The following is a 25,298-nucleotide window of genomic DNA, read 5'->3' as shown; positions in this document are numbered from 1 at the left end:
CAATATTCACAACTTCTCGCGAAGATAAATGAGTGAAGTAAACAACTTTCTGCTATACACTGCGCCCTCGGGTGAGATTCGGGTACAAGTTTTCCTGAAAGATGAGAGCCTTTGGTTGACTCAAAAGGCGATGAGTACGTTGTTTGGTGTAAATATACCTGCGATAAGCAAACACCTTAGTAATATTTTTGAAGAAGGTGAACTTCATGAGAGTTCAGTTATTTCCATTTTGGAAACAACTGCTTCCGATGGAAAAAATTACCAAACTAAATTCTATAATTTAGACGCAATTATCTCAGTTGGATATCGGGTCAATTCTACTAAAGCTACACAATTTAGGATCTGGGCCACACAAACCTTAAAGGAGTATATCATCAAGGGATTTGTAATAGATGATGAACGACTAAAACAAGGCTCAACTACATTTGGCAAAGACTACTTCAAGGAATTGCTTCGCAGAGTTCGCTCAATCCGTGCCAGTGAACGCAGAATCTACCAACAAGTAACAGATATTTTTGCCGAGTGCAGTATAGACTATGACCCCAGATCTGAGATCACCAGGAATTTCTATGCCATGGTGCAAAACAAATTTCACTTTGCTATCACCGGTAAAACGGCTGCTGAAATTATTCATCTTGCTGCTGATTCAAAGAAAGATAATATGGGGCTCACCACCTGGAAGAACAGTCCCGATGGCAGAGTGCTAAAATCCGATGTGATCATTGCCAAAAACTATCTTCAGGAAAAAGAAATCCAGCAACTTGAAAGAACAGTATCCGGCTACTTTGACTACATAGAAGGACTGATAGAGCGGGAAAACACGTTTACCATGGAAGGGTTAGCTGAAAGCGTGAACAAATTTCTGGCATTTAACGAGTACAAAGTGCTTTCGGGAAAAGGTAGTATCTCTAAATTAAAAGCAGACAAAAAAGCAGTAAGTCAATACGACGAATATAATAGGACTCAAAAATTCATTTCTGACTTTGATAAAGAAATCAGAAAACTAAAAAACAAGTAATTTATAAGAAATCGCTTTAGTCTGATTTTAAAATAACTGACTTTAAACAGCGATACACATAAACCTATCCCTATGAAGAAAACACTGATCTTGGGAGCATGTCTGCTTTTTGCGCAGCAGCTGGCGACCGCACAAACCACTACCTACAAGCCTGTAGAAGGTAAAATCATGACGGAATGGGCCGCTCAGGTCACTCCTGAAAATGCCCATCAGGAATATCCAAGACCGCAGATGACCCGGGAAAACTGGGTGAATCTAAACGGGCTCTGGGATTATGCCATCAAACCAAAAGGACAGGCGATACCTTCCGCATTTGACGGGGAAATCTTAGTGCCGTTTGCTGTGGAATCTGCACTTTCGGGCGTTGGAAAAACTGTTGGAGCAGATAACGAGCTTTGGTACAGCACCACATTTGAGCGACCAAAGAAATCTTCGAAAGACCGTGTTCTGCTACATTTTGGAGCTTCTGACTGGCAAACTGAAGTATTTGTCAATGGAAAAAGTGTAGGTAAGCACAACGGTGGATATGATCCTTTTGAATTCGACATCACTGAGCAAGTGACCGGTAAAACAAATACGTTGCAGGTACGCGTGTGGGATCCAAGTGACGATGGACCACAGCCCCGCGGCAAGCAGGTTAAGAATCCCCATGCCATTTGGTACACCCCCGTGACGGGAATATGGCAGACAGTTTGGCTGGAAACCGTGCCTAGCTCCTACATCACTGAACTGAAAAATGCATCAGACATCCATAGCAAGCAGCTATTGGTAACCCCTGAAGTAATTGGAGCTGAGGAAGGTCAACAAGTAAAAGTAAGCGCCTGGAAAAACGGACAGCTACTGGCCGAGCAGACAGTGAAGCCTTCCCAGACAGCTAAGCTGACCATTGAAGATGCCCAACTGTGGGAACCTGGAAATCCTGTGCTTTATGAGTTGAAAGCGGAACTTGTAGATGGGAAAAAAACTTTGGATGCAGTCGGAAGTTATGCTGCGTTGAGAGAAATCTCCATGGCTCCAGATGCGGATGGAATTCAACGCATGATGCTAAATGGCAAATTTTTGTTTCAATACGGCCCGCTAGATCAAGGTTGGTGGCCTGATGGTCTATACACAGCTCCAAGTCATGAAGCGATGGTTTTTGACATTCAAAAGACTCAGGATATGGGCTTCAATATGATCCGAAAGCACGTAAAAGTGGAGCCAGCAACCTGGTATCATGCCTGTGATAAAATGGGATTACTCGTATGGCAGGATATGCCAAGCGGAGATATGGGCAACGGCTGGGAGATGAAACTAGCCGTGCTCGGTGAGCAGTCAGACCGGGACAGAACTCCAGAATCTGAGGCTATTTACCGGGAAGAGTGGAAAGAGATTATGGATGATTTTTATAATTTCCCTTCGATTGTAGTGTGGGTACCTTTCAACGAAGCCTGGGGCCAGTTTAAAACCAAGGAGATCACCGCATGGACTAAAGCGCATGATCCATCCAGATTGGTGAATTCTGCCAGTGGCGGAAACTTTGAAATGGAAGGAACAAAAATAGCCGGTGACATCATCGATCTACACAATTATCCGGATGCGAAAATGCCAGATCCTAAAATCTATGGTAAAGACAACATCCTTGTTTTGGGCGAATTTGGAGGTTTGGGTCTTCCTGTGGATGGTCATGTCTGGCAGCAAAAAGACAACTGGGGCTATCAAAGCTTTAAAAACCAAGATGAGCTTTTTGACCGATACGCAGGTCTGGTGAAAAGGCTTGGCGAATTGGTGGATGCTGGTCTTTCGGCGGCAGTCTATACCCAGACCACCGATGTAGAAATAGAGACAAACGGCCTGATGACCTACGATAGGAAAGTGATCAAATTCGACGTGTCCAAAATGAAAAGCTTACATTCCCCTCTCTATAAAAAGTAAATGCTATGAAATCGACACAATTAAAATCATCATTAAAACACACAGGCCAATGATTATTTTAATCGTCAAAGATTCCATACGACCTTAGAAAGACAAATTATAATCATATGAATAATCATTTCAACAAAATACTTGGTGCAGCTGCACTTGGGATTTTACTTTACAGTTGCGAGAGCAAACCCAAAGAAGAAACCAAAGTTGAAGAACCTTCACAAGAGAGGACATTCGGCACAACTTATCAAAACAAGAACGTGGAAACATACGAAATTAAAAATGCCAATGGCATGAAAATGAAAGTCACCAATTTCGGCGCAAGGGTTATTAACCTGTGGGTGCCGGACAAAGATGGCAACCCGGTGGATGTAGTCCTGGGATTTGAAACGTTAGACGAGTATCTGAAAAGCAGCGAAAAGTACTTCGGTGCGGCGATCGGACGGTATGGAAATCGTATTGCCAATGGAAAATTCACCTTAGATGGAGAAGAATATACCTTGCCGCAAAACAACAACGGGCAAACCCTACATGGCGGCCCAGGCGGAATGGATTTTGTGATCTGGGACGCGGAGAAGTCAGGAGAAAATGGATTGGTCTTCACCTATACTTCTCCGGACGGAGAGGAAGGTTTCCCAGGTGAACTGAAAGTAAAAATGACCTATACTCTCACAGATGACAATGAATTCAAGATCACTTATGCAGCGGAAACGGATAAAGCTACACCTGTGAATTTGACTCATCACTCATTTTTCAATCTGAATGGCGCTGGAAACGGGGATGTGCTTGATCATACGCTCCAATTAAACGCCAGCAAATTCACTCCAGTGAATGATGTGCTCATTCCAACAGGAGAGGTGGCCACGGTAAAGGGTACCCCGTTTGATTTTACTTCGGCTACGCGGATCGGAGAACGGATAGCTCAGGAAAACGAGCAGTTAAAATTCGGTGGTGGATATGACCACAACTGGGTGCTGGACAAATCAGGCAGCGAACTGACTCAAGCCGCAGTAATTTCCTCACCACAAACGGGAATCGAAATGGAAGTTTGGACTACAGAGCCCGCTATTCAGTTTTACAGCGGAAACTTTCTGGATGGAACAATCAAAGGCAAAGGGGGTAAAGTTTATGAGCTTAGATCGGCATTTTGTCTGGAAACCCAGCATTATCCTGATTCCCCAAATCAACCTAATTTCCCTTCCACAGTTTTGAAACCGGGAGAGAAATACGGACAGACTTGTATTTATAAGTTTGGCACAAAATAAAAACAGAAAGCCATCTCGAAATCGGGATGGTTTTTTTGATCCTGGTTGATCCGTAGCAGAGATTACCAACTGCGGATTTAACCCAATCCTAATTTATATCAGCAGATTACCGTTTTGATCAGTTGGGATCCTAATGATATCGCTCTGAGAAAAATCTCCGGATGGGTTATTCTTAGTAGCATGAAAAAAAAGAATTCATCCTGTATCTTTATGAACCGATTTTTTAATCAAAAGGAATTTGAAAGAGTAAAAAACTACGAATGGACAAAAGAGTAAAATTCGATTTTGAACTCTACTTTACCAACGGCGGCAGCATCAAAGGAGAGGACTTTCGGCTAGATATCGCCGGAGACGATATTTCGGACAAAGAACTTGCAGACTATATCATCAAAGATCTCAGACTGCTCATGGTGGGACAGGCTGTCATTCTGAACAAAGAGATCCTGATGGAACCCCACAAGCGGAAAGCCATCAATCAAAGCAAGGGGAGCGAACTGTTAATTGATCTAAGCCACACCATCGAAAATGGGCTGGTCACCTACAAAGGGCTTCCCGCGCCGCTCATCTGCGACTATCTGAGTAGGGTAGATTCGCAAAAAATCTATGATGAAGGAACAACGTTTCAAATCGGAAAAATAGAAATGGTAACCAACACGGGAACCTATATCGACTGTCCGTTTCACCGCTATGAAAACGGAAAGGACCTTTCTGAGGTCGGACTGGAAGCTTTTACTGACCTTGAGGCGGTGGTCATCCGGGTGCCGCATTCGCAAACCTTAGCAATAACCGAGGAGCACCTGGTAAACTATGAAATCCGAAACCGGGCAGTATTGATCCATACAGGATGGGATGTCCACTGGAATACGGAAAAGTATTATGAAAACCACCCATACCTCACTGAGGGAGCTGCCCACTATTTAAAAGACTGTGCGGTCAAATTGGTGGGCATTGATTCTCACAACATCGACTGCACGGCCGGAAAAACCAGACCCGTTCACTCTGTTCTTTTAGGCTCTGAAATCCTAATTGTGGAACATCTCTGCAACTTAAACCTGCTGCCTGACGATGGGTTTACATTCAGTGCCATCCCCCCAAAATTCAAGGGAGTGGGTACATTTCCCGTCAGAGCAATGGCCAGGTTAAATAACCCAGCTGATCAAGAAGATGGGATCGTTTATCACCAGCTTATCTGATCTCTCCAGGTTCAGCTTATAATTGGAGCTCTTCATATAAAAAACCCGGTTGGAATGGTAATTCATCACCATTTCCAACCGGATTTCTATTCAAATTATTCGCATCTGAGGATCAGCGCCAACCTCCGCCCAGCGCTCTATAAAGATCAATTGAAGCGTAAAGTTTATTACTTTTGACTTCCACGAGATCCAATTGGCTTTGTAGGAGGTTTCCCTGGGCAGTAATTACTTCTAGGTAATTTGCAACGCCATTTTCAAATAAAAGATCCGCATTGTCCACCGCATGCTCAAGAGCCTCCACACGTGAAGAAGCGACTTTCTGCTGTTCAGTGGTCTTTTCTATCCGCACCATGGCATCAGACACTTCCTTTACCGCAGTAAGTACCGTTTCCCTAAAGGTATAAATTTGCTGTTCCCTCTGTACCTTCTCCACTTCCAGATTGGTCTTCAGTCTTCGCCTGTTCAACACTGGTTGTGCCAGGCTTCCTCCCACCACACTAAACACCGATCCGGGTATATTAAACCAGTTGACAGCTTCAAAAGCATTGAGTCCAGTGGAGGCAGTGATCCGAAGTGCAGGATACATCATTGCTTTGGCAACACCTACTCTTCCATTGGCAGCTTGCAACCCCAGTTCAGCCGCTTTCACATCGGGGCGTTCACTTAGGAGATCTGCCGGAACTCCCGCATTAATTACTGTTGGGAGATTTTCCTGAAATACCCCCCTTACAATAGAATCAGGGGCCTCTCCTGTCAATATACTTAGCAGATTTTCTTCCACAGCTATTTCCCCCTCCAGAAAAGGAATCAATTGTTCCGCCTGTTTCATCTGCGCAGTGGCCTGATCTTTTGCAAGCGTGGTAACCAATGCGGAGGTAAACTGAAGATCAATAATTTCCTTAGTTCGCCTGCTGAGCTGTAAGTTTTGCTTTGCCACTTCCAATTGAGCGTCAAGTTTGAGAAGGTTATAGTAGCTTTTGGCTATCGCTGCCACAACTCCTGTCTGTAAAGCTTTGGTAGCCTCACTAGTCTGAAGGTATTCGGAAAGCGCAGTTTGACTTTGCCTCCGCAATTTCCCCCATATATCAGCCTCCCAGCTCAACATGCCTTGAAGCTGGAAATCTTCTAAACTACTCCTTTCCAAAAACGTTTCCGTACTGAGTCCATTCAGGGAATTTTCGGAAAAACGCGAAGAATTGGCTGTCAGCAAAACATCAAATTCAGGGACATTCCGCCACTTTGTTTGTTTAAAGGTTAACTGCGCCACCTCGATATTCTTGCGGGCAATTATGAGGTTGTTGTTTCTTTGCAGCCCTTGATCGATCAATGAAACAAGATTTGAATCGACAAAAAACTCATTCCAGAGCACGTTAGCATCTGTAGAATCGCCCGTCGTTGTTTCATACTCCCTAAATGTCTCGGGGAATACATCCGTGGGTGCGCCTATGTCTTCGGATGCCTTGCACGAGGCCAGCCATCCAATCAACAGGATTGTTGCTATTTTATAATTAAAAGATTTCATTTTGTCCGGTTAATGTGTTACAAGTACTTTTGATTCTTCTGGCTGAAGCTCAGTCGGTTTACTGATGCGCTCATGCAAATGCTGGAAGATGACAAACAATAATGGAATGATCATAAGCCCTAAAATGACTCCTGAAACCATCCCGCCAGCGGCTGCGATACTTATCGAATGATTGCCCAATGCGGACGGACCTTTAGCAAACATCATCGGAATTAGCCCGACAATAAAAGCTAGAGATGTCATCAAAATAGGACGTAGACGAAGCCTCGCCCCTTCCAGCGCCGCATCCATTAAGGTCCTACCTGCCCTTCTGCGCTGCACGGCAAATTCAACGATAAGAATCGAGTTTTTAGCCAACAGACCAATCAACATGACCAGGGCTACCTGTACATATATATTGTTTTCAATACCCGTAAGCCCTATTGCTAAGAAAACTCCCAAGACTCCCGTAGGAATAGAAAATATAACGGCCAGCGGAAGAATGTAACTTTCGTATTGGGCAGAAAGCAAGAAGTAAATGAACAGAAGCGAGAGGAGAAAGATGATCAGCGATTGTCCTCCTGAACCCATTTCTTCCTTGGTCATTCCTGTAAATTCTAATGCATAGCCATTTGGCAACTCTTTGCTAGCCAGCTCCTGGACCGCCTGGAGTGCATCACCGGAACTGAAGCCCGGTGCGGCAACGGCATTGATCCCAATAGAATTAAAGAGATTGTAGCGGGAGACCGTTTCCGGTCCATACACCCGCTCAAGCTTCGCCAGTGTATTTACCGGCACCTTGTCACCTTGGCTGTTTTTCACAAAGATCCCGTCCAGTGAAGATTCATCGACTCTATCCGATTTTTCGGCCTGGACCATCACACGATAGTATTTCCCAAACCTGTTGAAATCTGATGCCTGCATACTTCCAAAATATGCCTGAAGTGTCTGCAGCACCTCGCGGACACTTACCTGTAGCTGGGCAGCTTTCACCTCATCCACTTCAAGATTGTACTGCGGATAATCAGATTTAAATGAAGAAAAAGCAAAACCGATTTCCTCCCGGGCCATGAGCTTACCAATGAATGTGGAGCCTACATCGCTAAACTTTTGCAGTGCTCCTCCAGACCTATCCTGAAGCACTATCTCAAGTCCGTCAACATTACTGAATCCAGGTACAGTGGGAAATGTAAATACAAAGAAGTTTGCCCCCTTTATCTGGGAGAATTTCTGATTTACCTCCGCCATGATAGCATTGATATCACTGATTTCTCCCCGTTCTTCTACCGGTTTGAGAAGAATAAACAAGACTCCTGCAGAAGGACTCGCGGATTCAGTAAGAATATTAAAACCTGACATCACATTGAGTGATGCATGGAAGTCCATATCTCTAAGCACATCCTCTGCCTGCTTCATCACCTCAGTGGTACGCTCCAATGATGCACCGGCAGGCAAATCAAGTGATACCGCTATAAAACCCTGATCCTCGGAAGGAATAAAGCCTGAAGGTGTGGTCCTTATCATTACAACGGTGGTCACTACCACCAAGGCCAGCGCAGCTACGCCTACCCATCTATGGCGGATCAACAAACGGATCCCACCGACATAGTTATTGGTGAGTTTCTCAAAACCTGAATTGAAACCTGCGAAGAACTTCTCTCTAAAGGTTAATTTTTTGCTTCCTGGAATCCCGTGGTGTTTATCCTTAAGAAACAACGCAGCCAATGCCGGACTAAGCGTAAGTGCATTGATCGCTGAAATAATAATGGCGATGGCAAGAGTAAACGCAAATTGCTGGTAGAATACACCGGTGGAGCCTTCCATAAAGCCGACGGGAAGAAACACCGAAGCCATGACCAATGTGATGGAAATAATCGCACCTGTGATTTCACCCATCGCACTCCTTGTGGCCACCTTAGGAGAAAGATGTTCAAGTTCCATTTTGGAATGGACAGCCTCTACAACTACAATTGCATCATCCACTACAATACCAATCGCAAGCACCAGCGCAAACAACGTGAGCAGGTTGATAGAGAAACCGAAAAGCAACATGAAGAAAAATGTACCCAAAATCGCCACAGGCACAGCAATAGCTGGAATCAGTGTCGAACGAAAATCCTGAAGGAATATAAATACTACCAGAAAGACCAGCACAAATGCTTCAATCAATGTCGTTACTACTTGTGAAATTGACTGGTCAAGTGAATCTTTTGTATTGTAAAGAATCAGATATCCTACGCCCTGCGGAAAATCTTTCTCGGCCTTCTTCATCAACTCACTGATAGCAATCTGTATTTCGCTGGAATTAGACCCCGCAATCTGAAACGCAGCTATGTTAACGCCCTGCTTTTCATCAACCCGGGTGTAATTCGTATAGGAATAAGCACCGAACTCTATTCTGGCAACATCCTTCAGCCTAAGCACAGTCCCGTCCGGATTAGCCCTAACGACAAGGTTTTCATAATCTTCAGGCTTATTCAGCTTTCCTTTATATTTTACGACATACTCAAAAGCTACATCGCTGCTTTCCCCAAGTTTACCCGGTGCAGCTTCCAGACTCTTGTCTTGTATGGCTGCCGTGACTTCAGCCGGCGTTAGATTATAGGCAGCCATCTGGCTTGGATTCAGCCAAACTCTCATGGAGTAATCTTTATTCCCACCAAAAATCATTGATTGCCCAACACCCTTAATCCGTTTGATCTCCGGAATAATGTTGATCTGAGCATAGTTTGCTAGAAATGTTTGGTCATAGGTCTCTGGGTCCGTTGAAAACATAGATACTACCATCAACAAACTATTCTGTTGCTTGGACGTCGTAATTCCCGCCTGCACAACTTCGGCAGGCAACTGGCTGGTGGCCTGAGATACGCGGTTCTGCACATTCACTGCCGCCTGATCTGGGTCAGTTCCCAGTTCGAAATATACTTTAATGACCAGCGAACCGTCATTACTGGCCGTAGAACTAATATGACTCATGCCTTCGACGCCATTGATGGATTCCTCTAGTGAGGGTGCTACCGATCTCAGCAGTGTTTCTGCATTGGCACCGGGATACAGTGCTACAACCTGTACTGCAGGTGGGGCAATATCCGGGAATTGCTGAAGAGGTAATTTAAAAACCCCCAGTACTCCCAGAATTACCAATAGGATAGAGATGACAGAGGCCAAAACCGGCCTGTCTATAAATTTTTGAAACATCTGTTTAATTTGTTTTAAGGATTGGCAGGATTTATTTCTGGGTTTTCCGGAGAAATGACCGCACCGTCTTGAAGCGTTTCAAATCCCTTGTAGACGATTCTGTCTCCGGATTTCAGTCCACTGGAGACCAAATAATTATTTCCGGTGGTTCCACTGATTTGAATTGGTTGCCTAACAACACTGTTTTGTTCATCTACAGTAACCACAAAGACTTTATCCTGGATTTCAAAAGTCGATTGCTGAGGAACCAAAATGGCCTCGGCATGTGGATGAGTGATCACTATCCTCCCTGTATTTCCGGACCGGAGCAAACCTTTCTCGTTCGGGAAGGTGGCTCTAAAGGTGATTGTTCCTGTATTTTTGTTAAACTGTCCGTCCACCACATCTACTTTCCCCAACGCTGAATACTTACTCTGGTCTGCAAGTACTAAGGTGACGGGAGGAAGATTTTTGATTTTTTCCGCCAAAGTCTCTCCTTCATATTGAGCAGTAAACCCGATAAAATCAGTCTCTCCCAGAGCAAAATAGACATGCACTTCATGAACATCTGATAATGTAGTGAGCGGACTTTGGTCCGAAGGTCCGATCAGGGATCCCTGTTTCTTAGGCAATCTGCCGATATAGCCGCTAGTCGGAGCGTGAATTTTAGTGTAACTTAAATTGATCCTGGCGGACTCTACCTGTGCTTTTGCCTGCTCCAGATTGGAGAGGGCCATTTGTCGACTGGCTTCAAGCGTTTTCAGCTGAAAGTCTGAGACTACCTTTTTTTCCACTAATGGTGTGTATTTGGCCACTTCAAGTTCGCTATGAATTAGGGCCGCTTCTGCAGCATGTTGATTGGCAATTGCATGATTAAGCGCTTCACGGAAAGGAAGGTCATTAATTTCAAAAATGGTCTTTCCTTTCTCCACATATTCCCCTTCGTCCACTAATACCCGCTCGAGCGTTCCGCTAACCTGAGGCCGCAGTTCAATATCAACGGTACCTTCAATAGTGGCTGGATATTCCAAAGATGTCTCTGCAGATGACCTTTGAATGGAAAATACAGGTAATTGTGGTGGGCTGGTTGCAGCTTGATCGGTAGAATGCGCGGGGCTGCAAGCATATAATAATATAATCGCGCTCAGACTTAAGAATAAATTTCTCATAAGATTAGTTGGTTTAGTAAGTTGAAAATCAAATAGATTGCTGGGTATTTGTAAGTTAGTTGGAAGCATTTTAAACGTCATTAAATAATTTAACATTGTTAAGTCGATAGTCTGTTATTGACTCACACGGGATGAATCAAGTAGTTAATGGAGTTCGTTTTTGATTTGTGTGGAATAGCATGTACTATCCCAAGTTTCTAACAGTATTAAGAAAATTAACGCTGTTAGAAATTGATAAAAAATTTTTTAAATTGTTTTAATAATTCCTACAATAGCATCTTTTAAAATCTGTTTGTTCATCTCTTCAGTAAGTCCTTTCCCTACTAAGTTGATCGACAGCAGACCATGGATTACGGAAAAGAAACTGAAGTATTTCTGCTGACAGATACCGGTATCTCTGTCTTTCTCTGAAAGCAACTTGGTAATTACCGGACAAAATCGCCTAGAAGGCCATTGCGCTTCAGGCACCATTCCGATGCAACAAGTCATTTCTACACCAAACATCACCTGGTAAATTTCCCTGTTGCGAAGACCAAATTCCCAAAAAGCCATCCACATGGCTTCCAATTGTGCTTCTGGATTGTTATGTGCTTCTTGCGCCTCTGCTAATACTTCATCCAGATCCTTAAATCCGATCCGGGTCAATTCATTTAAAATCGCCTCTTTATTTGTAAAATACTCATAAATAATAGGGGCTGTGTATTCAATACGGTCAGCAATTTTTCGCATACTTAGACCAGTCCATCCTTCTTCTTTAACAATCTCAAATGCTGCCTTAAGAATGTTACTTCTGGTTTCTTCCTTTAGTCTCGATATGCGTTCCTTACTTCCCATCGCTTCACTGAATTAAATCACTTAACAGTGTTAGAAAAAATAGGTTCATAAGAATTTGATTTTTTTTAAAAAATTTTCCCCAACCTAAAATCTTACAAAATAACATGCTTCTTTAAAACTAACTTGCTGAATTAAGCACATACTCATAAACCGTCTTGGAGATTCTTGCCAGCTGCTCGGTAGCAGTATCATAATCTTCCAGGTTTTTTGACAAAATCACCAACACATAAGATCTTCCATCAGGTAAATAAACTATTCCTGCATCGTGATGTACACCTGAGATAGAACCAGTTTTGTGAGCGACAGAGACAGTTTCTGGAAGATAAAATGGAATAATGGTATTAAACTTTTGATCCGTTAAGGTGGAAATCATTTCTTCGCATGCTTTGTTTGTTCCTGCTTTATTCTCTGCAATAGCTTTCATGACTATCAATAGATCCTTAGCGTTAGTGGTATTGCTCATGCCCAATTCATAAGCTTTAGTGTCTTCTACTCCACGCAAAACTTCAATCTTGTCAGCCCCCAGTTCACGCATGGTGGCGGTGACATTTTTGGCATCGACCAGTTCAATCAGGACATTTGTAGCCAAATTGCTGCTCACCGTGATCATGCTGTACATCAGGTCTCTTAGCGATTGTCTCGTACCGATTTTACTGTAAATAACATCATCACTGTCATCGCCGATATCCATGCTGTACAAGCTACTGTCGACTATGCTCCTGAACTCATTTTTTAGCAAAATAGAGTCATTGAGATTAAATTTTCCTTGACTTTCCTGTTTGAAAAGCTCAATCATCACCGGTACTTTCATGGTGCTGGCCGCATGAAATTCTTGCTCGGCATTGATCATCAAACTATCCGATGGATCAGAGAGGTTAATATAGGCTACGGCCACATCGCCTTTGATGGAGTCTAGTTGGGATATAATGGTAGAATTTAATTGTTCTGCTTTGGAGACTTTTTCCTGACACGAAGAAAGAAGACCGATAGTCAGACAAGAGATGATTAGGGTAAACAGAAAAGTTGTTTTCATTCTTCTTGGGATATCTTTTGGATGAGGTAAATTCAAAAGCTACCTCAAGATAAAAATTTCTTTTAAAGCCCTTTTGATTTTAACGTTCAAATCTCAGGGATTAGGAAAAAGGTATATTCCCACTTCTTTCCAGATTTGTCCCCTATTTTTGGAATCATGAAAATTCTGTTGATAGAAGATGAACCTGAGCTGGCAGAAGTAATCCGCGATAGCCTTGAAAAAGAGCTTTATCTGGTAGAGCATGCCCCGGATTATGATTCGGCGATGGAAAAAGTTGCCTTGTATGAATATGACTGTATTTTACTGGACATAATGCTTCCGGGGGGAAGTGGGTTAGACATTCTCGAAGAACTTAAAAAAGAATCAATTGACGGAAATGTGATCATTATTTCTGCAAAGGATTCGCTTGATGATAAGCTGAAAGGATTGGGGTTGGGAGCAGATGATTACTTAACCAAACCCTTTCATATTGCAGAATTAAACGCCCGTATCAAGGCAGTTTTCCGAAGAAAAAATTTGAACGGGTCAAACCAGATTTTGACTGGCAATACGGTGTTGGATCTAAACGAGCGGACGTTCACCGTGGATGGCGAACTATTTTCATTGAACAGAAAGGAGTTTGATATTCTTAATTATTTCTTAGTGAACAAAAATCGCCTGATTACAAAAAATGCACTTGCTGAGCATGTATGGGGTGACCATATCGATCAATCTGACAATTTTGATTTCATCTATTATCAAATAAAAAATCTACGCAAAAAACTACAGTCTTCAGATGCCAAGATTGAAATCCAATCTATTTACGGGGTGGGGTATAAATTAGTAGAATTGTGAAGCTTCTCAATCAATCTCTAAAATACCTTTCCATCTCAATCTTCCTGATTGTTACTGTCTGGTCAGCGATATTTTACATCAACATGCTTGATGAAATCCATGACAGTATAGATGATGGTTTAGACAATTATAAACTTCTGATCATTAAAAGGACAGAAGACGATGCCACAGTCCTTCAAAAAACAGATTTTGAAGAAGGAAATTATACTATCCATAAGATAGCTGAAAGTGAGGCGCTCCGCATGCGCGACTACTTCACCGATACCTTGCTCTATATGCAAAACGAAGACGATCTGGAACCTGTGCGCATGCTGACTTCAGCTTTTAAGCATGGCGAAGATTATTATCAACTAACTGTATTCAACTCAACAGTGGAGGAGGACGACCTTATCGAAGATCTTTTCTATTCGATTCTCTGGCTTTATATCATTCTGGTAATCAGCATTATTCTGATTAACAATGTCGTTTTAAGGAAATTATGGACACCGTTTTATTCGCTTCTGAATGAGTTGAAATCCTATCGTATTGACAAAAATGTTCCTTTGCCCACAGTCACAGGAGAAACAAAGGAATTTAAAGAGCTGGAATCAGCGGTAAATGCACTGATTATCCGGGCAAGAGAAACGTTTTACAACCAAAAGAAATTTACAGAAAATGCTTCCCATGAGTTACAGACCCCCTTGGCTATTATTTCTACCAAGTTGGAATTGATGCTGGAAAAAGAAAGTCTTGACCCTGCCAATGCAGAGAATATAGAACAGATTTTACAGACTATTCAGCGCCTGACAAAGCTCAACAAGTCCTTATTGTTGCTATCAAAAATTGAAAACAGGCAATTCAACGAACCTTCATTAGTTGATTTCAGCAAGCTTGTGAATCAGTGTGTTGAAGATCTGGAGGACTTTGCAAATTTCCGAAACATAGAGATCTCAGTGGATAAATCAGCCAACCTTACTTATCTGATGGATGAGAGTCTGGCATCAATTCTAGTTAGTAACCTAATTCGGAATGCTATTTTTCACAATATTCCGAACGGCAAAGTTCATATAATCATAAATGAAAATTCCTTCCAGGTAACTAATACCGGTAAAAAAGAGGAGTTAGATTCAAGTAAAATATTTGACCGCTTCCAAAAAGAAACAAACACTAATTCGGGCACGGGTTTAGGCCTGGCTATTGTTCAGGCCATCTGCAAATTGTATGGGTTTGAAGTAGGTTACAGCTATGATCGTGAGCACTGCTTTGAGGTGAAAATGGGTTGAGGCTGATCAGGGAGAAAGCTAGAAGGTTAGCTACATTTGAGAATCATCCCGTAATATTGCTTAGCTGCACAGTGGCGGGAGATTTTAATTAAAGCTGTGGCATAGAAACATACCAAGAAGTAACTTTTTTAATGAGGCTTTGAGTAAGCCCAGGCTTTTGTTCAGTCAGATTTTTTGTTTCACCTGGGTCTTCTACGATATTGTACAGCTCCGGTCTGCTGCCGTCATAATCACAAAGCAATTTCCAGTTTCCGTCCCGCACAGCGAGATCAGGGAGGTTTTCGATGCCATAGTAGTTCTTGCGGTCAGGAGGTCTACTGTAAAAAATCGGGGCTTGACGGGATCCTCTGGACTTGCCGAGAATTGTCATGGAAACATCTTCTCCATCGGTCAGTTTATCTGCTGATAGTTTTTTTGATCCTGCCAGTTTAAGTAAGGAAGGTGCAAAATCAATGGCGGAAAATACAGATTCCTCATTTCGTGTTCCTTCCACATCTTTATCAATCAATCCTGGTCCCCATACAATCAGAGAAGAGCGAATTCCCCCCTCATAAAGATGTGTTTTGTACCCCTTTAACTCTCCTGCTCTTCCTGCTCCCATTTCCGGACCATTATCCGAACATATCAGAATCAACGTGTTGTCACGTAAATCCTCATTGGATTGGATAAAGTCAACCAACTTTCCCACTTGCTTATCCATCGCTTCCAAAACCGCCAAATACAACCCTCTTTTCCCCTCTTTTTTGGCCAATCCATATTCCTCAAAAGGAGGCCAATAAGGGCTATGTACATCATCTGGCCATACATTTACATAAAAAGGTTTATTGTTTTCTTTTGCTCTACCGATAAAATCTATTGCTGCATCCACGAAGCCTGTGGTAATTTCTGACCGTTGCATCCATGTATGGGGGCCTCCTAATTTTTCGGCATCTTCCCAAATCTTCCCTACTTTACCCGTTTCATCTTTTGTAAGGGGTAGAAGTTTGGCTCCCATCCCTTCGAAATTAGTCAAGGATTCATCAAATCCATAGGCTGAAATCGGTGGGGCATCAGTTACATCCCGCTGCCCTCCCATGTGCCACTTACCAAAGTGACCAGTGGTATAGCCCGTCTGTTGTAGGCTTTTTGCCAGCATAGGAGCAGATGGATCAAGCCAATCAGCCATTCCTCTTGCCCGATTGTTTTTTTCATGATCCAGATAGGAAGTAATATTCCACCGCTGAGGATAAGTACCCGTCGAGATCGCAACCCGTGAGGGTGAACAAATCGGAGAGTTGACATAAAACTGCTCAAAAGAAATCCCCTGCGCAGCCAGCTTGTCGATGTTCGGAGTTTGGGCATCCTTATTTCCAAACGAACTTAAGTCAGCCCATCCCATATCATCAATAAAAATCAAAATGATGTTAGGCTTGTAATCTTTCTTGGTCTGAGAATGCCCTTGTAGATAATAGAAAGAAAATAGGATAAGGAGGATAAGTACTTTTTTCATTAAGCGGGATCGGGATAAAGTCAAGGTAAACTCAAGCTAACGATTAAAGCTGCAGATGAAATCGAGCATGACCGAAACCTCACACACTGGAATGATAATAATGCTTGGGAGATTCCATCTGACCCTTAAAAGACAAATTATAAACAGATGAAATTTAAGGTATTCGTTTTACGGAAGCAACCTGAAACTTAGATCCTGCACCTATTGAATGATGATAGGTATTTACCAATGGGTAATTGCGAGCAACCATCCGTGTTAAGGGGCAGGTGAAAAGAAACCATCGCTGAGATAAAAATATGCAAGGCTAGAAAAACCATCCTAACTGCGCTGATGGATTTTCTTGTGAGATTTTTTTTAAGGCATTCCAGATTCCCAATTGTTTCCAGATTCCCCCTTTTTCTTTGAGGTATAAATTAAAACTATATGCACATGAAATCAAGCATTGCCCATGAGTCACACACTGTGATGATTATAAAGCATGTGAGATTCCATATGCCCTTAAAAAACAAATAATAAACACATGAAAAAACAAATCACATCACTCGCAACTGTTCTTATTTTAATCTCCACAGCGGCTTTTGCCCAGGATATTTATCCAAGCCAAGTACCTTCTGTGGTAGTTAATAGTTTCAAGCAAGCATTTCCAAAAGCCTCAGATATTGACTGGGAAATGGATGGTGAAAATTACAACGTAGAATTTGAAATTGGTTGGGGTACCGATCATGAAATCTGGTATGATGCCGCCGGAAAAATGCTAAAGCATGTTGAAGAAATTTCGAAAGGTGATCTCCCTAAGACCATCTTCTCTACGATCAACACTGATTTCCCTGAGTTAAAAGTAGATGGAGTTAAGAAAATCACCGAGGGCCGCGATGTCAGTTATTCGGTAGAATTGGAAAACTTCACTGAGGAGTGGAAAGTGATCTTCTCCAGTACAGGAGAAGTTCTTCATAAAATCAACGATTAGGCATTTACCTCCCCTACTCCCATCAGCCTCACCATATATCCCTAATCCATGCTTAAGAATATCGCACTTGCCGCTATGTCTCTTTTACTATCCTTTTCATTTGCACGAGCGCAGGAAAAAGAAAAGACCACCTCAGGTTGGTTTGAAAGGATTCACCTGGGAGGTTATATGCAGGTGCGGTATAACGGCTTGTTCCAGACTAACCCGAAACTGGAATGTGAACAATGTGATGAGGCTTGGGGAGGTGATGAAAATTCATTTTCTCTTCGAAGATTACGCTTTAAAATTTATGGACAGATCCACCCACGTGTATTTTTCTATTTTCAACCGGACTTTGCCAAATCGGTGGGGGAATCTAATCATGTTGGAAGACTGAAGGATGCATATTTCGATCTGGGCTTGGACCGAAACAACGAATTCCGTCTTAGGATCGGACAGAGTAAGGTGCCTTTTGGCTACGAAAACATGCAATCCAGTAGCCAGCGCCTGCCTTTGGACAGAGATGACGCGCTCAACAGTGGCCTGAAAGATGAGCGGGATGTGGGGGTATTTTTCTACTGGGCCAACAGCCAGCAGCGAAACATGATGACTGAGCTGAAAAAGGACGGGATGAAGCACTCCGGAGATTTTGGGGTTTTTGCTTTGGGGATTTACAACGGGCAGACAGCAAATCACGAAGACCGAAATGGCAAATTCCATGTGGTATCCCGGTTTTCTTTGCCGATCCAAATAGGGAATCAGGTGATTGAGCCCGGGATCCAGGCATACCGTGGAAGGTATGTTCTGCAGGAAACAAGTCCTGAAATCAAGAGTTATGAGACCAAAGAATACTTGGATGAGCGGGCTGCAGTTTCTTTTGTGCTGTATCCAAGACCTTTCGGAATCCAGGCAGAATATGTGGTCGGGAAAGGCCCAGAATTTAACAAAGAAACACAAAAAACTGAAATTCAGAATCTGCAGGGCGGCTATGTGACATTTTCATACCTAGCCGGAAATCTCATTCCATTTACCAGAATACAATACTACGACGGAGGAAAAAAGCACGAACTGGATGCAAGAAGCTACACGGTAAAAGAGCTGGAATTAGGCTTGGAATGGCAGCCAATGAAGGCTTTTGAACTGGTGGCTATGTACACTTTTTCAAACCGCCGATATGAGGATTTTCAGCTTCAAAATAACCAACAAGCAGGGAGCCTGCTAAGATTACAGGCACAGTTGAATTTTTAATTACATCAATAAATTCTCTTCTCCTATACTTTCCCGCACTAATGACACCCTTTAAATCCTCATTTTTGTGGAAAATCAATTAAATACTAATCCAATAATCTTTATATTTGTAGCCTTAATTCCGCACCTACGCTATGTGAAATATAATTTCTTTCTGATACTGAATACGGCTCTCCTAAGTCTTGGAATAGCCATTTGTTTAATCTTCAAAGAGAGAAATTGTGCTTATTTTACAAAACCTTTCCTATATACATCCCAATAAGGATTTACTGTTTGGAAACTTAAATCTAACGGTAAACAAACATCAAAAAGCGGCATTAATTGGTAATAATGGGGTTGGTAAATCTACCTTGTTACGCATTATTGCAAAGCTGATTGCGCCTGCTCAGGGACAGGTGGTCACAGATGCTACACCGTATTATATTCCACAGTTAATTGGCCAACTCAATCACCTGACAATTGCCGAAGCCCTGGGGCTAGCCCCGAAACTCACCGCATTACGAGAAATTCTTGACGGAAAGGCTACTGAAGCAAATATGTTGGTCCTGGATGACGATTGGACGATCGAGGAAAGATGCTTTGAGGCTCTAAATTATTGGAAACTATCAGAGTTTGAGCTCTCCCAAAAGCTTGAAAACCTCAGTGGCGGTCAAAAAACCAAGGTCTTTCTGGCAGGAATTTTCATTCATCAGCCCGAATTAGTGTTGCTGGATGAACCTAGCAATCACTTGGATATAGAGGCTCGAAAGTTGCTTTACGACTACATTTCCAGCACCTCACATACCCTCCTTGTAGTTAGCCATGATCGGAAATTACTGAATCTTTTGGATACGGTTTGTGAACTTACTCCAAAAGGAATCCGCATGTATGGAGGCAACTTTGATTTCTATACTGCTCAAAAACAAGTGGAGCAAAGTGCCTTGACCCAAGATGTTAAAAGCAAGGAGAAGGCATTGCGTAAGGCTAAACAGAAGGAGCGGGAAACAGTAGAACGCCAGCAAAAGTTGGATGCGCGAGGCAAAAAAAAGCAGGAAAAGGCAGGTATAGCTACCATCATGTTGAATACGCTTCGAAACACAGCAGAAAAAAGCACCTCAAAAATTAAAAATGTCCACACTGAAAAGATTGGGGGAATCTCGCAGGACTTACAGGATTTAAGGAAACAGCTTCCAGCTATTGATAAAATGAAATTTGGTTTCCAAAATTCCTGCATACACAAAGGAAAGGTTCTTATCACTGCCAGAGGATTGAACTTCTCTTATGGAAATGATAATCTCTGGCAAAGTGATCTCAATTTTCAACTTGCCAGTGGGGAAAGAATTGAACTGAAAGGCTCAAATGGTTCTGGCAAAACTACACTGATCAAGCTTCTCTTAGGTGATTTGCAGTCTCAGAAAGGCTCACTTATCCACTCAGATATTCAGGCCATTTACATTGATCAGGATTATTCATTGCTAAACAATCCGTTGAATGTATTCGAGCAGGCAGAGCAATTCAACAACGCTGCCCTGAAGGAGCATGAAATAAAAATTAGATTGAACAGGTTTCTTTTACCTAAGGAAGACTGGGACAAGTCATGTCAGGCATTAAGCGGAGGAGAGCGGATGAGGCTGTCGCTGTGCTGCCTTACCATTAGCAGCCAGTCCCCTGACATGATCATATTGGACGAACCGACAAACAATCTTGATATTCAAAACATTGAAATTCTTACTGCAGCTATCAATGAATATGAGGGAACATTGCTGGTGGTGTCGCACGATGAGCTGTTTTTGGAACAAGTGAATATAGAGCGTACCATCCAGCTCTGAAATTAGGACTACAGGTTTGCTGAAGTTTTCTTTTGAATCGTTTGCCCTAAAATCTGAGTATTAAAAAATCAGCAAAGTCGCTATCTTGAAACCTCAATTCATAACCCAAACCTAAACCTATGCTTACTCGCCGGGATTTTATCAAGCAGTCCGGAATCGCCCTTTCTGCGGCTGGACTTGGTCTTTCCAGTTTCAACTTCCCTGTAAGAACCCCATACAAAATGGGATTACAGCTTTTCACCATCCGGGCTCCTATGGCTGAAGATCCAAAAAAAACACTTAAAAAGGTAGCTGGCTTTGGTTATCAGGACACTGAGACCTATGGATATGATGGGCTTCGTAAAAGCTTCTATGGCATGCCCGCGGCTGATTTTAAAAAGTTGTTGGAAGATAATTCACTCCTAAGCACAAGTGGTCATTATGATTTTATCAACTATTTCAAAGGATCTCATGAGGAGCTTATGCGGTATACGGATCAAAGTATCGAAGGCGCCCATGCGTTAGGACAAAAATACATTACATGGCCGTGGCTCGATCCTGAATCCCGCTCCATTGAAACTTTCAAAGTCCTAGTTGACACGTTGAATACAATCGGCGAACGGGTAACCCAGGCGGGGATTGGTTTTGCCTATCACAACCATGATTTTGAATTCATTGATCATAACGGTGAAAACGGTTACGATATTATTCTCAGAAATACAGATCCCGGGCTGGTTAAACTTCAGATAGATTTATATTGGGTGGTGCGAAATTCCCCTAAAACACCCCATGAATTATTTCTCCAATCCCCAGGACGCTTTGCGATGTGGCACATCAAGGACATGGATAAAATCAACAGAGACTATACAGAGCTGGGCAATGGATCTATTGATTACACCAAAATTCTTGGTGACGCCTCAATTTCAGGGATGGAATATTACTATTTGGAACAGGGTGGAAATTTTGCGCAAGACCCTATCCAAAGTGTCCAGGACAGTGCAGAATATTTCAAGAAAAACCTGATCAATTTATTTGCATAGCTTTCTTGTCATTTTGTTGAAACCTTAACTTCCTCCCAACTATGCATTAGGATGCCCAAGACAGAAAAACAAAAAATGCTCTCAGGAGAATTGTATGATTCCCGTGATCCGGAACTTTTAGAACTATACCATAAAGCAAAAGCGCTTTTACTTGCGTACAATTCCTTGGACTCCAGAAATTTAGAGGAAAGGGCTTCGATTTTGAACAAGCTATTTGCTAGGAAAGGTGAAGGTGTATGGATCGAGGCTCCATTTTTTTGCGACTATGGCGAGCATATTGAAATCGGCGAAAATACTTTTGTGAACACCAATTGCGTCTTTCTTGATGATAATCTTATCAAAATAGGCAAAAACGGTCTGATAGCCCCCCATGTTCAGATCTATACAGCAAGTCATCCTATAAAAGCATCCGAAAGAATCTATCAACAAGAAGGCGGCACGCGCTATCATACTTCCTCTAAACCTGTGATCATCGGGGACAATGTATGGATTGGAGGTGGAGCAGTTATTTTTCCCGGGGTAAAAATTGGGAATAACGTCACTATCGGAGCCGGTTCTATAGTGACCAAAAGCCTCCCAGATGATGTATTAGCCATGGGAAATCCATGCCGGGTAACCCAAAAGCTATAACCGGGAGCATTCATCCCCTCACAAATCCACCAGCGGCATGGAATTGAGAATAGCAAAGCATAATTTTAAGGATAAACAAACCAAATATGAAAAAGAGATACTTAGTAGGCATGGGTCTGATGCTGTTTTTCGGAAGCAACCTTCAGGCACAAGATGCAGTCATTGAAAAAATTATAAAAGAGGAAACGGAAAACTCCCAACTCAAGCAGATCGGTCATGAACTCATGGATGGAATTGGCCCTAGATTGGTAGGTTCTCCCCAAATGAAAAAAGCCCATGACTGGGCAGTAGAAAAATACAAAGGCTGGGGAATTGAGGCCCGCAACGAACAATGGGGAGAATGGAGAGGCTGGGAAAGAGGGATTACACATATTGATATGGTCGCTCCATGGACTAAATCCTTGGCAGGCCAACAACTGGCTTGGAGCCCGGCATCCCCAACAGGCGGAGCCCAGGGTGAGGTAGTTGTGCTTCCTGACTTGGCAGATTCTGTTGCTTTCGCCACATGGTTGCCTTCTGTGAAAGGCAAATACGTGATGATTTCTGCTCCCCAGCTCACCGGTCGCCCTGACTACAACTGGGAGGAGTATGCTACTGAAGAGTCTTTCGAGAAAATGAAAGAAGAACGCGCAAAATCCAATAATGCATGGAACGAACGACTTCAGAAAACTGGTAAAGGGAGAAGAGAATTACCAATCGCACTTGAAAATGCAGGAGCACTTGGAATTATCACTTCATACTGGTCTCAGGGATTCGGAGCAAATAAAATTTTCTCTGCTTTTACCAAAAAAGTGCCTACAGTAGATTTATCATTGGAGGATTATGGTCTACTTTTCAGATTGGCAGAAGGAGGCCAGAAGCCAATGATCAACCTAATTGCACAATCCAAAGAAAATGGAATAGTACCGACTTTCAATACCATTGCTGAAATCAAAGGCTCTGAGAAGCCCGACGAATATGTGATGCTTTCTGCCCACTTTGATTCTTGGGATGGTGGTACAGGTGCTACAGACAACGGCACTGGCACTATCATGATGATGGAAGTAATGCGTGTACTGAAGGAAGTATATCCAAATCCTAAAAGAACTATCCTGGTTGGTCACTGGGGTTCTGAAGAGCAAGGCTTGAACGGTTCAAGAGCTTTTGTAGAAGATCATCCGGAAATGATGCCTAAGATCCAAGCCCTTTTCAATCAGGATAACGGAACAGGCCGGGTAGCTAATGTATCAGGCCAAGGCTTCGTAGATAGCTATGAATACCTAGGCAGATGGATGGGTAAAGTTCCCCGTGATATCACAAAGGATATTGAAACCAATTTCCCAGGAAATCCTGGCGGTGGCGGATCTGACTATGCATCCTTCGTGGCTGCAGGTGTTCCCGCATTCTCTTTGAGCTCATTGAGCTGGTCATACTTCAACTACACCTGGCATACCAACCTGGATACCTATGATAAAATTATTTTTGACGATGTACAAAACAATGTGATCATGGCTGCTATCCTGGTATACATGGCAAGTGAGGAGGATGACATGGTTTCCAGGAAAGTACGTATTCCTATTGGAAGAGACGGCCAACCAACTGAATGGCCAGCAATGCGCTCTCCTACCAGAAAAGGGGGGATGGAATAACTGTCCTATCTATTGTTAAACAAAAAAGCAGTGGAATTCCATTGCTTTTTTGTTTAATATTCTTTAAATCAATAGGTTAGAAAAAAACACATACGTATGATAGTTGAAAAGCAAATAGCCCTAACACTTTTTTAACGTACAAACTAGTGCAATTCTAATTTTCTGCATGGCACGTTTTAATCCCACTTCACTTTTTCTTCCTAATAGTGCAAAAGGTTTTGTAATTTCCTGATAAATCCCTACTGACATGAACAGGTTTCTTGCATTCTTCATTTTGGCCTTTGTATCCATCCAAATTGACGGACTGGCCCAGCAAAAAATCCTCAACGAAGCCATAGAGCGGGCAGAAAAAGAAGGATTCTCAGGGGTAGTCCTAGTAGCGGAAAAAGGCGAGATACTTTTCGAAGAAGCTATGGGGATGCGGACCTATGAGAATCAAATTGTTCTTCACGAGGATGACATCTTCGAGTTGGCGTCCCTTTCCAAGCAATTCACGGCCATGATGATCATGATTTGCAAGGAGAAAGGCCTTCTGGATTTTGACGATCCATTATCCAACTACATAGAAGTACCTTACCCGGGTATTAGCATCCGAAATTTACTTACCCATACCAGCGGGCTCCCAGACTATCAATCCATTATGGATGAACATTGGGACAAAAGTAAAGTGGCTGGAAATCCCGAAATCCTTGAATACCTAAGAGAATATGCTCCGCCAAAATCCTTCGAACCAGGGGCAAAATATGAATACAGTAATACAGGTTACGTTTTATTGGCAAGTGTGGTAGAAAAGGTGACAGGTGAAGACTTTGTGGAACTTTCCAAAGCCTGGATTTTTAATCCGTTGAAAATGAAGAGTACCGGTATTAGGGCACTGGAAGAAAAAGCCGCAGTAATGACATTCGCAGCAGGGCATCTTAAGAATGGTGACGGCCAATTTGTAAATGCCAATACATTCCACTCATCAGATTACACCGTCTGGCTTGGCAATAGAAAAGGCCCCGGAAGAGTCTCCAGCAATGTGAAAGACCTGTACAAATGGGATCAGGCGCTTTACAAAGAAAAACTTGTCTCGAAAAAGACAATAGAAGAAGCTTTCACTCCATTCAAACTAGATGATGGTTTTTTGAGTTACTACGGCTTCGGCTGGGAAATAAAACCTCAAAGTCCCTTCGGTAAAATGGTTATGCATACGGGAGATAACCCAGGGTACAAAACTATAATAGTACGGTACATTGAAGAAAACAAAACCATCATTATTTTGAACAACAATGCTTATCCTGATATGATGAGACTCGTAGAGGCAGCCACACTTTCTCTAGGAAAGTGGTAGTTAGGC

The 25,298-nt window shown here is 42.6% G+C and carries 19 protein-coding genes; 13 read left to right on the top strand and 6 right to left on the bottom strand.

What is annotated here, in order from left to right:
• Window positions 1–28: 28 nt before the first annotated feature.
• The 4 genes from AS141_RS08240 (at window position 29) to AS141_RS08225 (ending at window position 5,381) form a co-directional block, all read left to right on the top strand.
• Window positions 29–1,018, top strand: a complete 990-nt coding sequence (locus AS141_RS08240; protein ID WP_057937158.1) for a virulence RhuM family protein — start codon at window positions 29–31, stop codon at window positions 1,016–1,018.
• Window positions 1,019–1,090: 72 nt separating this feature from the next.
• Window positions 1,091–2,932 carry a glycoside hydrolase family 2 protein gene (locus AS141_RS08235; protein ID WP_057937157.1) on the top strand — a complete coding sequence of 614 codons (1,842 nt, stop codon included), beginning with the start codon at window positions 1,091–1,093 and terminating at the stop codon, window positions 2,930–2,932.
• A 107-nt stretch (window positions 2,933–3,039) separates the two neighbouring features.
• Complete coding sequence (locus AS141_RS08230) at window positions 3,040–4,188, top strand: aldose epimerase family protein (RefSeq protein ID WP_057937156.1); 1,149 nt, start codon at window positions 3,040–3,042, stop codon at window positions 4,186–4,188.
• A gap of 260 nt (window positions 4,189–4,448) precedes the next feature.
• Entirely contained in the window at window positions 4,449–5,381 is a 933-nt protein-coding gene (locus AS141_RS08225; RefSeq protein ID WP_057937155.1) for a cyclase family protein, read from the top strand.
• Between the two features lie 112 nt (window positions 5,382–5,493).
• Here the strand turns inward: AS141_RS08225 and AS141_RS08220 are convergent, their stop codons facing one another.
• The 5 genes from AS141_RS08220 to AS141_RS08200 form a co-directional block, all read right to left on the bottom strand.
• On the bottom strand, window positions 5,494–6,903 hold the full coding sequence (locus AS141_RS08220) for an efflux transporter outer membrane subunit (RefSeq protein ID WP_057937154.1): 1,410 nt from the start codon (window positions 6,901–6,903) through the stop codon (window positions 5,494–5,496).
• Window positions 6,904–6,912: 9 nt separating this feature from the next.
• Window positions 6,913–10,080, bottom strand: a complete 3,168-nt coding sequence (locus tag AS141_RS08215) for an efflux RND transporter permease subunit (protein WP_057937153.1) — start codon at window positions 10,078–10,080, stop codon at window positions 6,913–6,915.
• A gap of 14 nt (window positions 10,081–10,094) precedes the next feature.
• Window positions 10,095–11,228: an efflux RND transporter periplasmic adaptor subunit gene (locus AS141_RS08210; protein WP_198293511.1), complete on the bottom strand. Its 1,134-nt coding sequence runs from the start codon at window positions 11,226–11,228 to the stop codon at window positions 10,095–10,097.
• Window positions 11,229–11,474: 246 nt separating this feature from the next.
• Window positions 11,475–12,062, bottom strand: a complete 588-nt coding sequence (locus tag AS141_RS08205) for a TetR/AcrR family transcriptional regulator (protein ID WP_057937151.1) — start codon at window positions 12,060–12,062, stop codon at window positions 11,475–11,477.
• Window positions 12,063–12,180: 118 nt separating this feature from the next.
• Window positions 12,181–13,095 carry a serine hydrolase gene (locus AS141_RS08200; RefSeq protein ID WP_057937150.1) on the bottom strand — a complete coding sequence of 305 codons (915 nt, stop codon included), beginning with the start codon at window positions 13,093–13,095 and terminating at the stop codon, window positions 12,181–12,183.
• A gap of 156 nt (window positions 13,096–13,251) precedes the next feature.
• Here AS141_RS08200 and AS141_RS08195 point away from each other — a divergent pair, with 156 nt between their 5' ends.
• Window positions 13,252–13,929 (top strand): response regulator transcription factor, encoded by a 678-nt coding sequence (locus AS141_RS08195; protein WP_057937149.1) that lies wholly within the window; start codon window positions 13,252–13,254, stop codon window positions 13,927–13,929.
• Entirely contained in the window at window positions 13,926–15,191 is a 1,266-nt protein-coding gene (locus AS141_RS08190) for a sensor histidine kinase (RefSeq protein ID WP_057937148.1), read from the top strand. The genes AS141_RS08195 and AS141_RS08190 overlap by 4 nt, the downstream gene beginning before the upstream one ends.
• 88 nt (window positions 15,192–15,279) lie before the next feature.
• On the opposite strand, the gene AS141_RS08185 is transcribed toward AS141_RS08190, so the two are convergent.
• A complete protein-coding gene (locus tag AS141_RS08185) occupies window positions 15,280–16,680 on the bottom strand; it encodes a sulfatase-like hydrolase/transferase (protein WP_057937147.1) in 1,401 nt (466 codons plus the stop codon).
• A gap of 520 nt (window positions 16,681–17,200) precedes the next feature.
• Between AS141_RS08185 and AS141_RS08180 the strand changes: the two genes are divergently transcribed.
• The 7 genes from AS141_RS08180 to AS141_RS08150 all read left to right on the top strand — a co-directional run bounded on the left by AS141_RS08180 (window position 17,201) and on the right by AS141_RS08150 (window position 25,292).
• Window positions 17,201–17,647, top strand: a complete 447-nt coding sequence (locus AS141_RS08180; RefSeq protein ID WP_057937146.1) for a PepSY-like domain-containing protein — start codon at window positions 17,201–17,203, stop codon at window positions 17,645–17,647.
• Window positions 17,648–17,695: 48 nt separating this feature from the next.
• The gene (locus AS141_RS08175; protein ID WP_057937145.1) at window positions 17,696–18,874 is read left to right on the top strand and encodes a porin; all 1,179 of its coding nucleotides are present in this window, start codon (window positions 17,696–17,698) and stop codon (window positions 18,872–18,874) included.
• Window positions 18,875–19,095: 221 nt separating this feature from the next.
• A complete protein-coding gene (locus tag AS141_RS08170) occupies window positions 19,096–20,682 on the top strand; it encodes an ABC-F family ATP-binding cassette domain-containing protein (RefSeq protein ID WP_057937144.1) in 1,587 nt (528 codons plus the stop codon).
• Window positions 20,683–20,801: 119 nt separating this feature from the next.
• Entirely contained in the window at window positions 20,802–21,701 is a 900-nt protein-coding gene (locus AS141_RS08165; protein ID WP_082632226.1) for a sugar phosphate isomerase/epimerase family protein, read from the top strand.
• Window positions 21,702–21,752: 51 nt separating this feature from the next.
• Complete coding sequence (locus AS141_RS08160) at window positions 21,753–22,331, top strand: sugar O-acetyltransferase (RefSeq protein WP_057937143.1); 579 nt, start codon at window positions 21,753–21,755, stop codon at window positions 22,329–22,331.
• A gap of 86 nt (window positions 22,332–22,417) precedes the next feature.
• Window positions 22,418–23,959, top strand: a complete 1,542-nt coding sequence (locus AS141_RS08155; protein ID WP_057937142.1) for a M20/M25/M40 family metallo-hydrolase — start codon at window positions 22,418–22,420, stop codon at window positions 23,957–23,959.
• 247 nt (window positions 23,960–24,206) lie between these two features.
• The gene (locus tag AS141_RS08150) at window positions 24,207–25,292 is read left to right on the top strand and encodes a serine hydrolase domain-containing protein (RefSeq protein WP_057937141.1); all 1,086 of its coding nucleotides are present in this window, start codon (window positions 24,207–24,209) and stop codon (window positions 25,290–25,292) included.
• Window positions 25,293–25,298 lie beyond the last annotated feature (6 nt).

The sequence above is a fragment of the Algoriphagus resistens genome (assembly GCF_001442615.1).
GTDB lineage: Bacteria > Bacteroidota > Bacteroidia > Cytophagales > Cyclobacteriaceae > Algoriphagus > Algoriphagus resistens.
The sequence above is the reverse complement of the archived record's forward strand: the minus strand, read 5'-3'. Positions and strand labels throughout refer to the sequence as shown.

What these genes read in the sequence shown, in the direction of transcription:
- AS141_RS08240 (WP_057937158.1), top strand. Translation starts at nt 29, where the DNA reads ATGAGTGAAGTAAACAACTTTCTGCTATACACTGCGCCCTCGGGTGAG.
- AS141_RS08235 (WP_057937157.1), top strand. Translation starts at nt 1,091, where the DNA reads ATGAAGAAAACACTGATCTTGGGAGCATGTCTGCTTTTTGCGCAGCAG.
- AS141_RS08230 (WP_057937156.1), top strand. Translation starts at nt 3,040, where the DNA reads ATGAATAATCATTTCAACAAAATACTTGGTGCAGCTGCACTTGGGATT.
- AS141_RS08225 (WP_057937155.1), top strand. Translation starts at nt 4,449, where the DNA reads ATGGACAAAAGAGTAAAATTCGATTTTGAACTCTACTTTACCAACGGC.
- AS141_RS08220 (WP_057937154.1), bottom strand. Translation starts at nt 6,903, where the DNA reads ATGAAATCTTTTAATTATAAAATAGCAACAATCCTGTTGATTGGATGG.
- AS141_RS08215 (WP_057937153.1), bottom strand. Translation starts at nt 10,080, where the DNA reads ATGTTTCAAAAATTTATAGACAGGCCGGTTTTGGCCTCTGTCATCTCT.
- AS141_RS08210 (WP_198293511.1), bottom strand. Translation starts at nt 11,228, where the DNA reads ATGAGAAATTTATTCTTAAGTCTGAGCGCGATTATATTATTATATGCT.
- AS141_RS08205 (WP_057937151.1), bottom strand. Translation starts at nt 12,062, where the DNA reads ATGGGAAGTAAGGAACGCATATCGAGACTAAAGGAAGAAACCAGAAGT.
- AS141_RS08200 (WP_057937150.1), bottom strand. Translation starts at nt 13,095, where the DNA reads ATGAAAACAACTTTTCTGTTTACCCTAATCATCTCTTGTCTGACTATC.
- AS141_RS08195 (WP_057937149.1), top strand. Translation starts at nt 13,252, where the DNA reads ATGAAAATTCTGTTGATAGAAGATGAACCTGAGCTGGCAGAAGTAATC.
- AS141_RS08185 (WP_057937147.1), bottom strand. Translation starts at nt 16,680, where the DNA reads ATGAAAAAAGTACTTATCCTCCTTATCCTATTTTCTTTCTATTATCTA.
- AS141_RS08180 (WP_057937146.1), top strand. Translation starts at nt 17,201, where the DNA reads ATGAAAAAACAAATCACATCACTCGCAACTGTTCTTATTTTAATCTCC.
- AS141_RS08175 (WP_057937145.1), top strand. Translation starts at nt 17,696, where the DNA reads ATGCTTAAGAATATCGCACTTGCCGCTATGTCTCTTTTACTATCCTTT.
- AS141_RS08165 (WP_082632226.1), top strand. Translation starts at nt 20,802, where the DNA reads ATGCTTACTCGCCGGGATTTTATCAAGCAGTCCGGAATCGCCCTTTCT.
- AS141_RS08160 (WP_057937143.1), top strand. Translation starts at nt 21,753, where the DNA reads ATGCCCAAGACAGAAAAACAAAAAATGCTCTCAGGAGAATTGTATGAT.
- AS141_RS08155 (WP_057937142.1), top strand. Translation starts at nt 22,418, where the DNA reads ATGAAAAAGAGATACTTAGTAGGCATGGGTCTGATGCTGTTTTTCGGA.
- AS141_RS08150 (WP_057937141.1), top strand. Translation starts at nt 24,207, where the DNA reads ATGAACAGGTTTCTTGCATTCTTCATTTTGGCCTTTGTATCCATCCAA.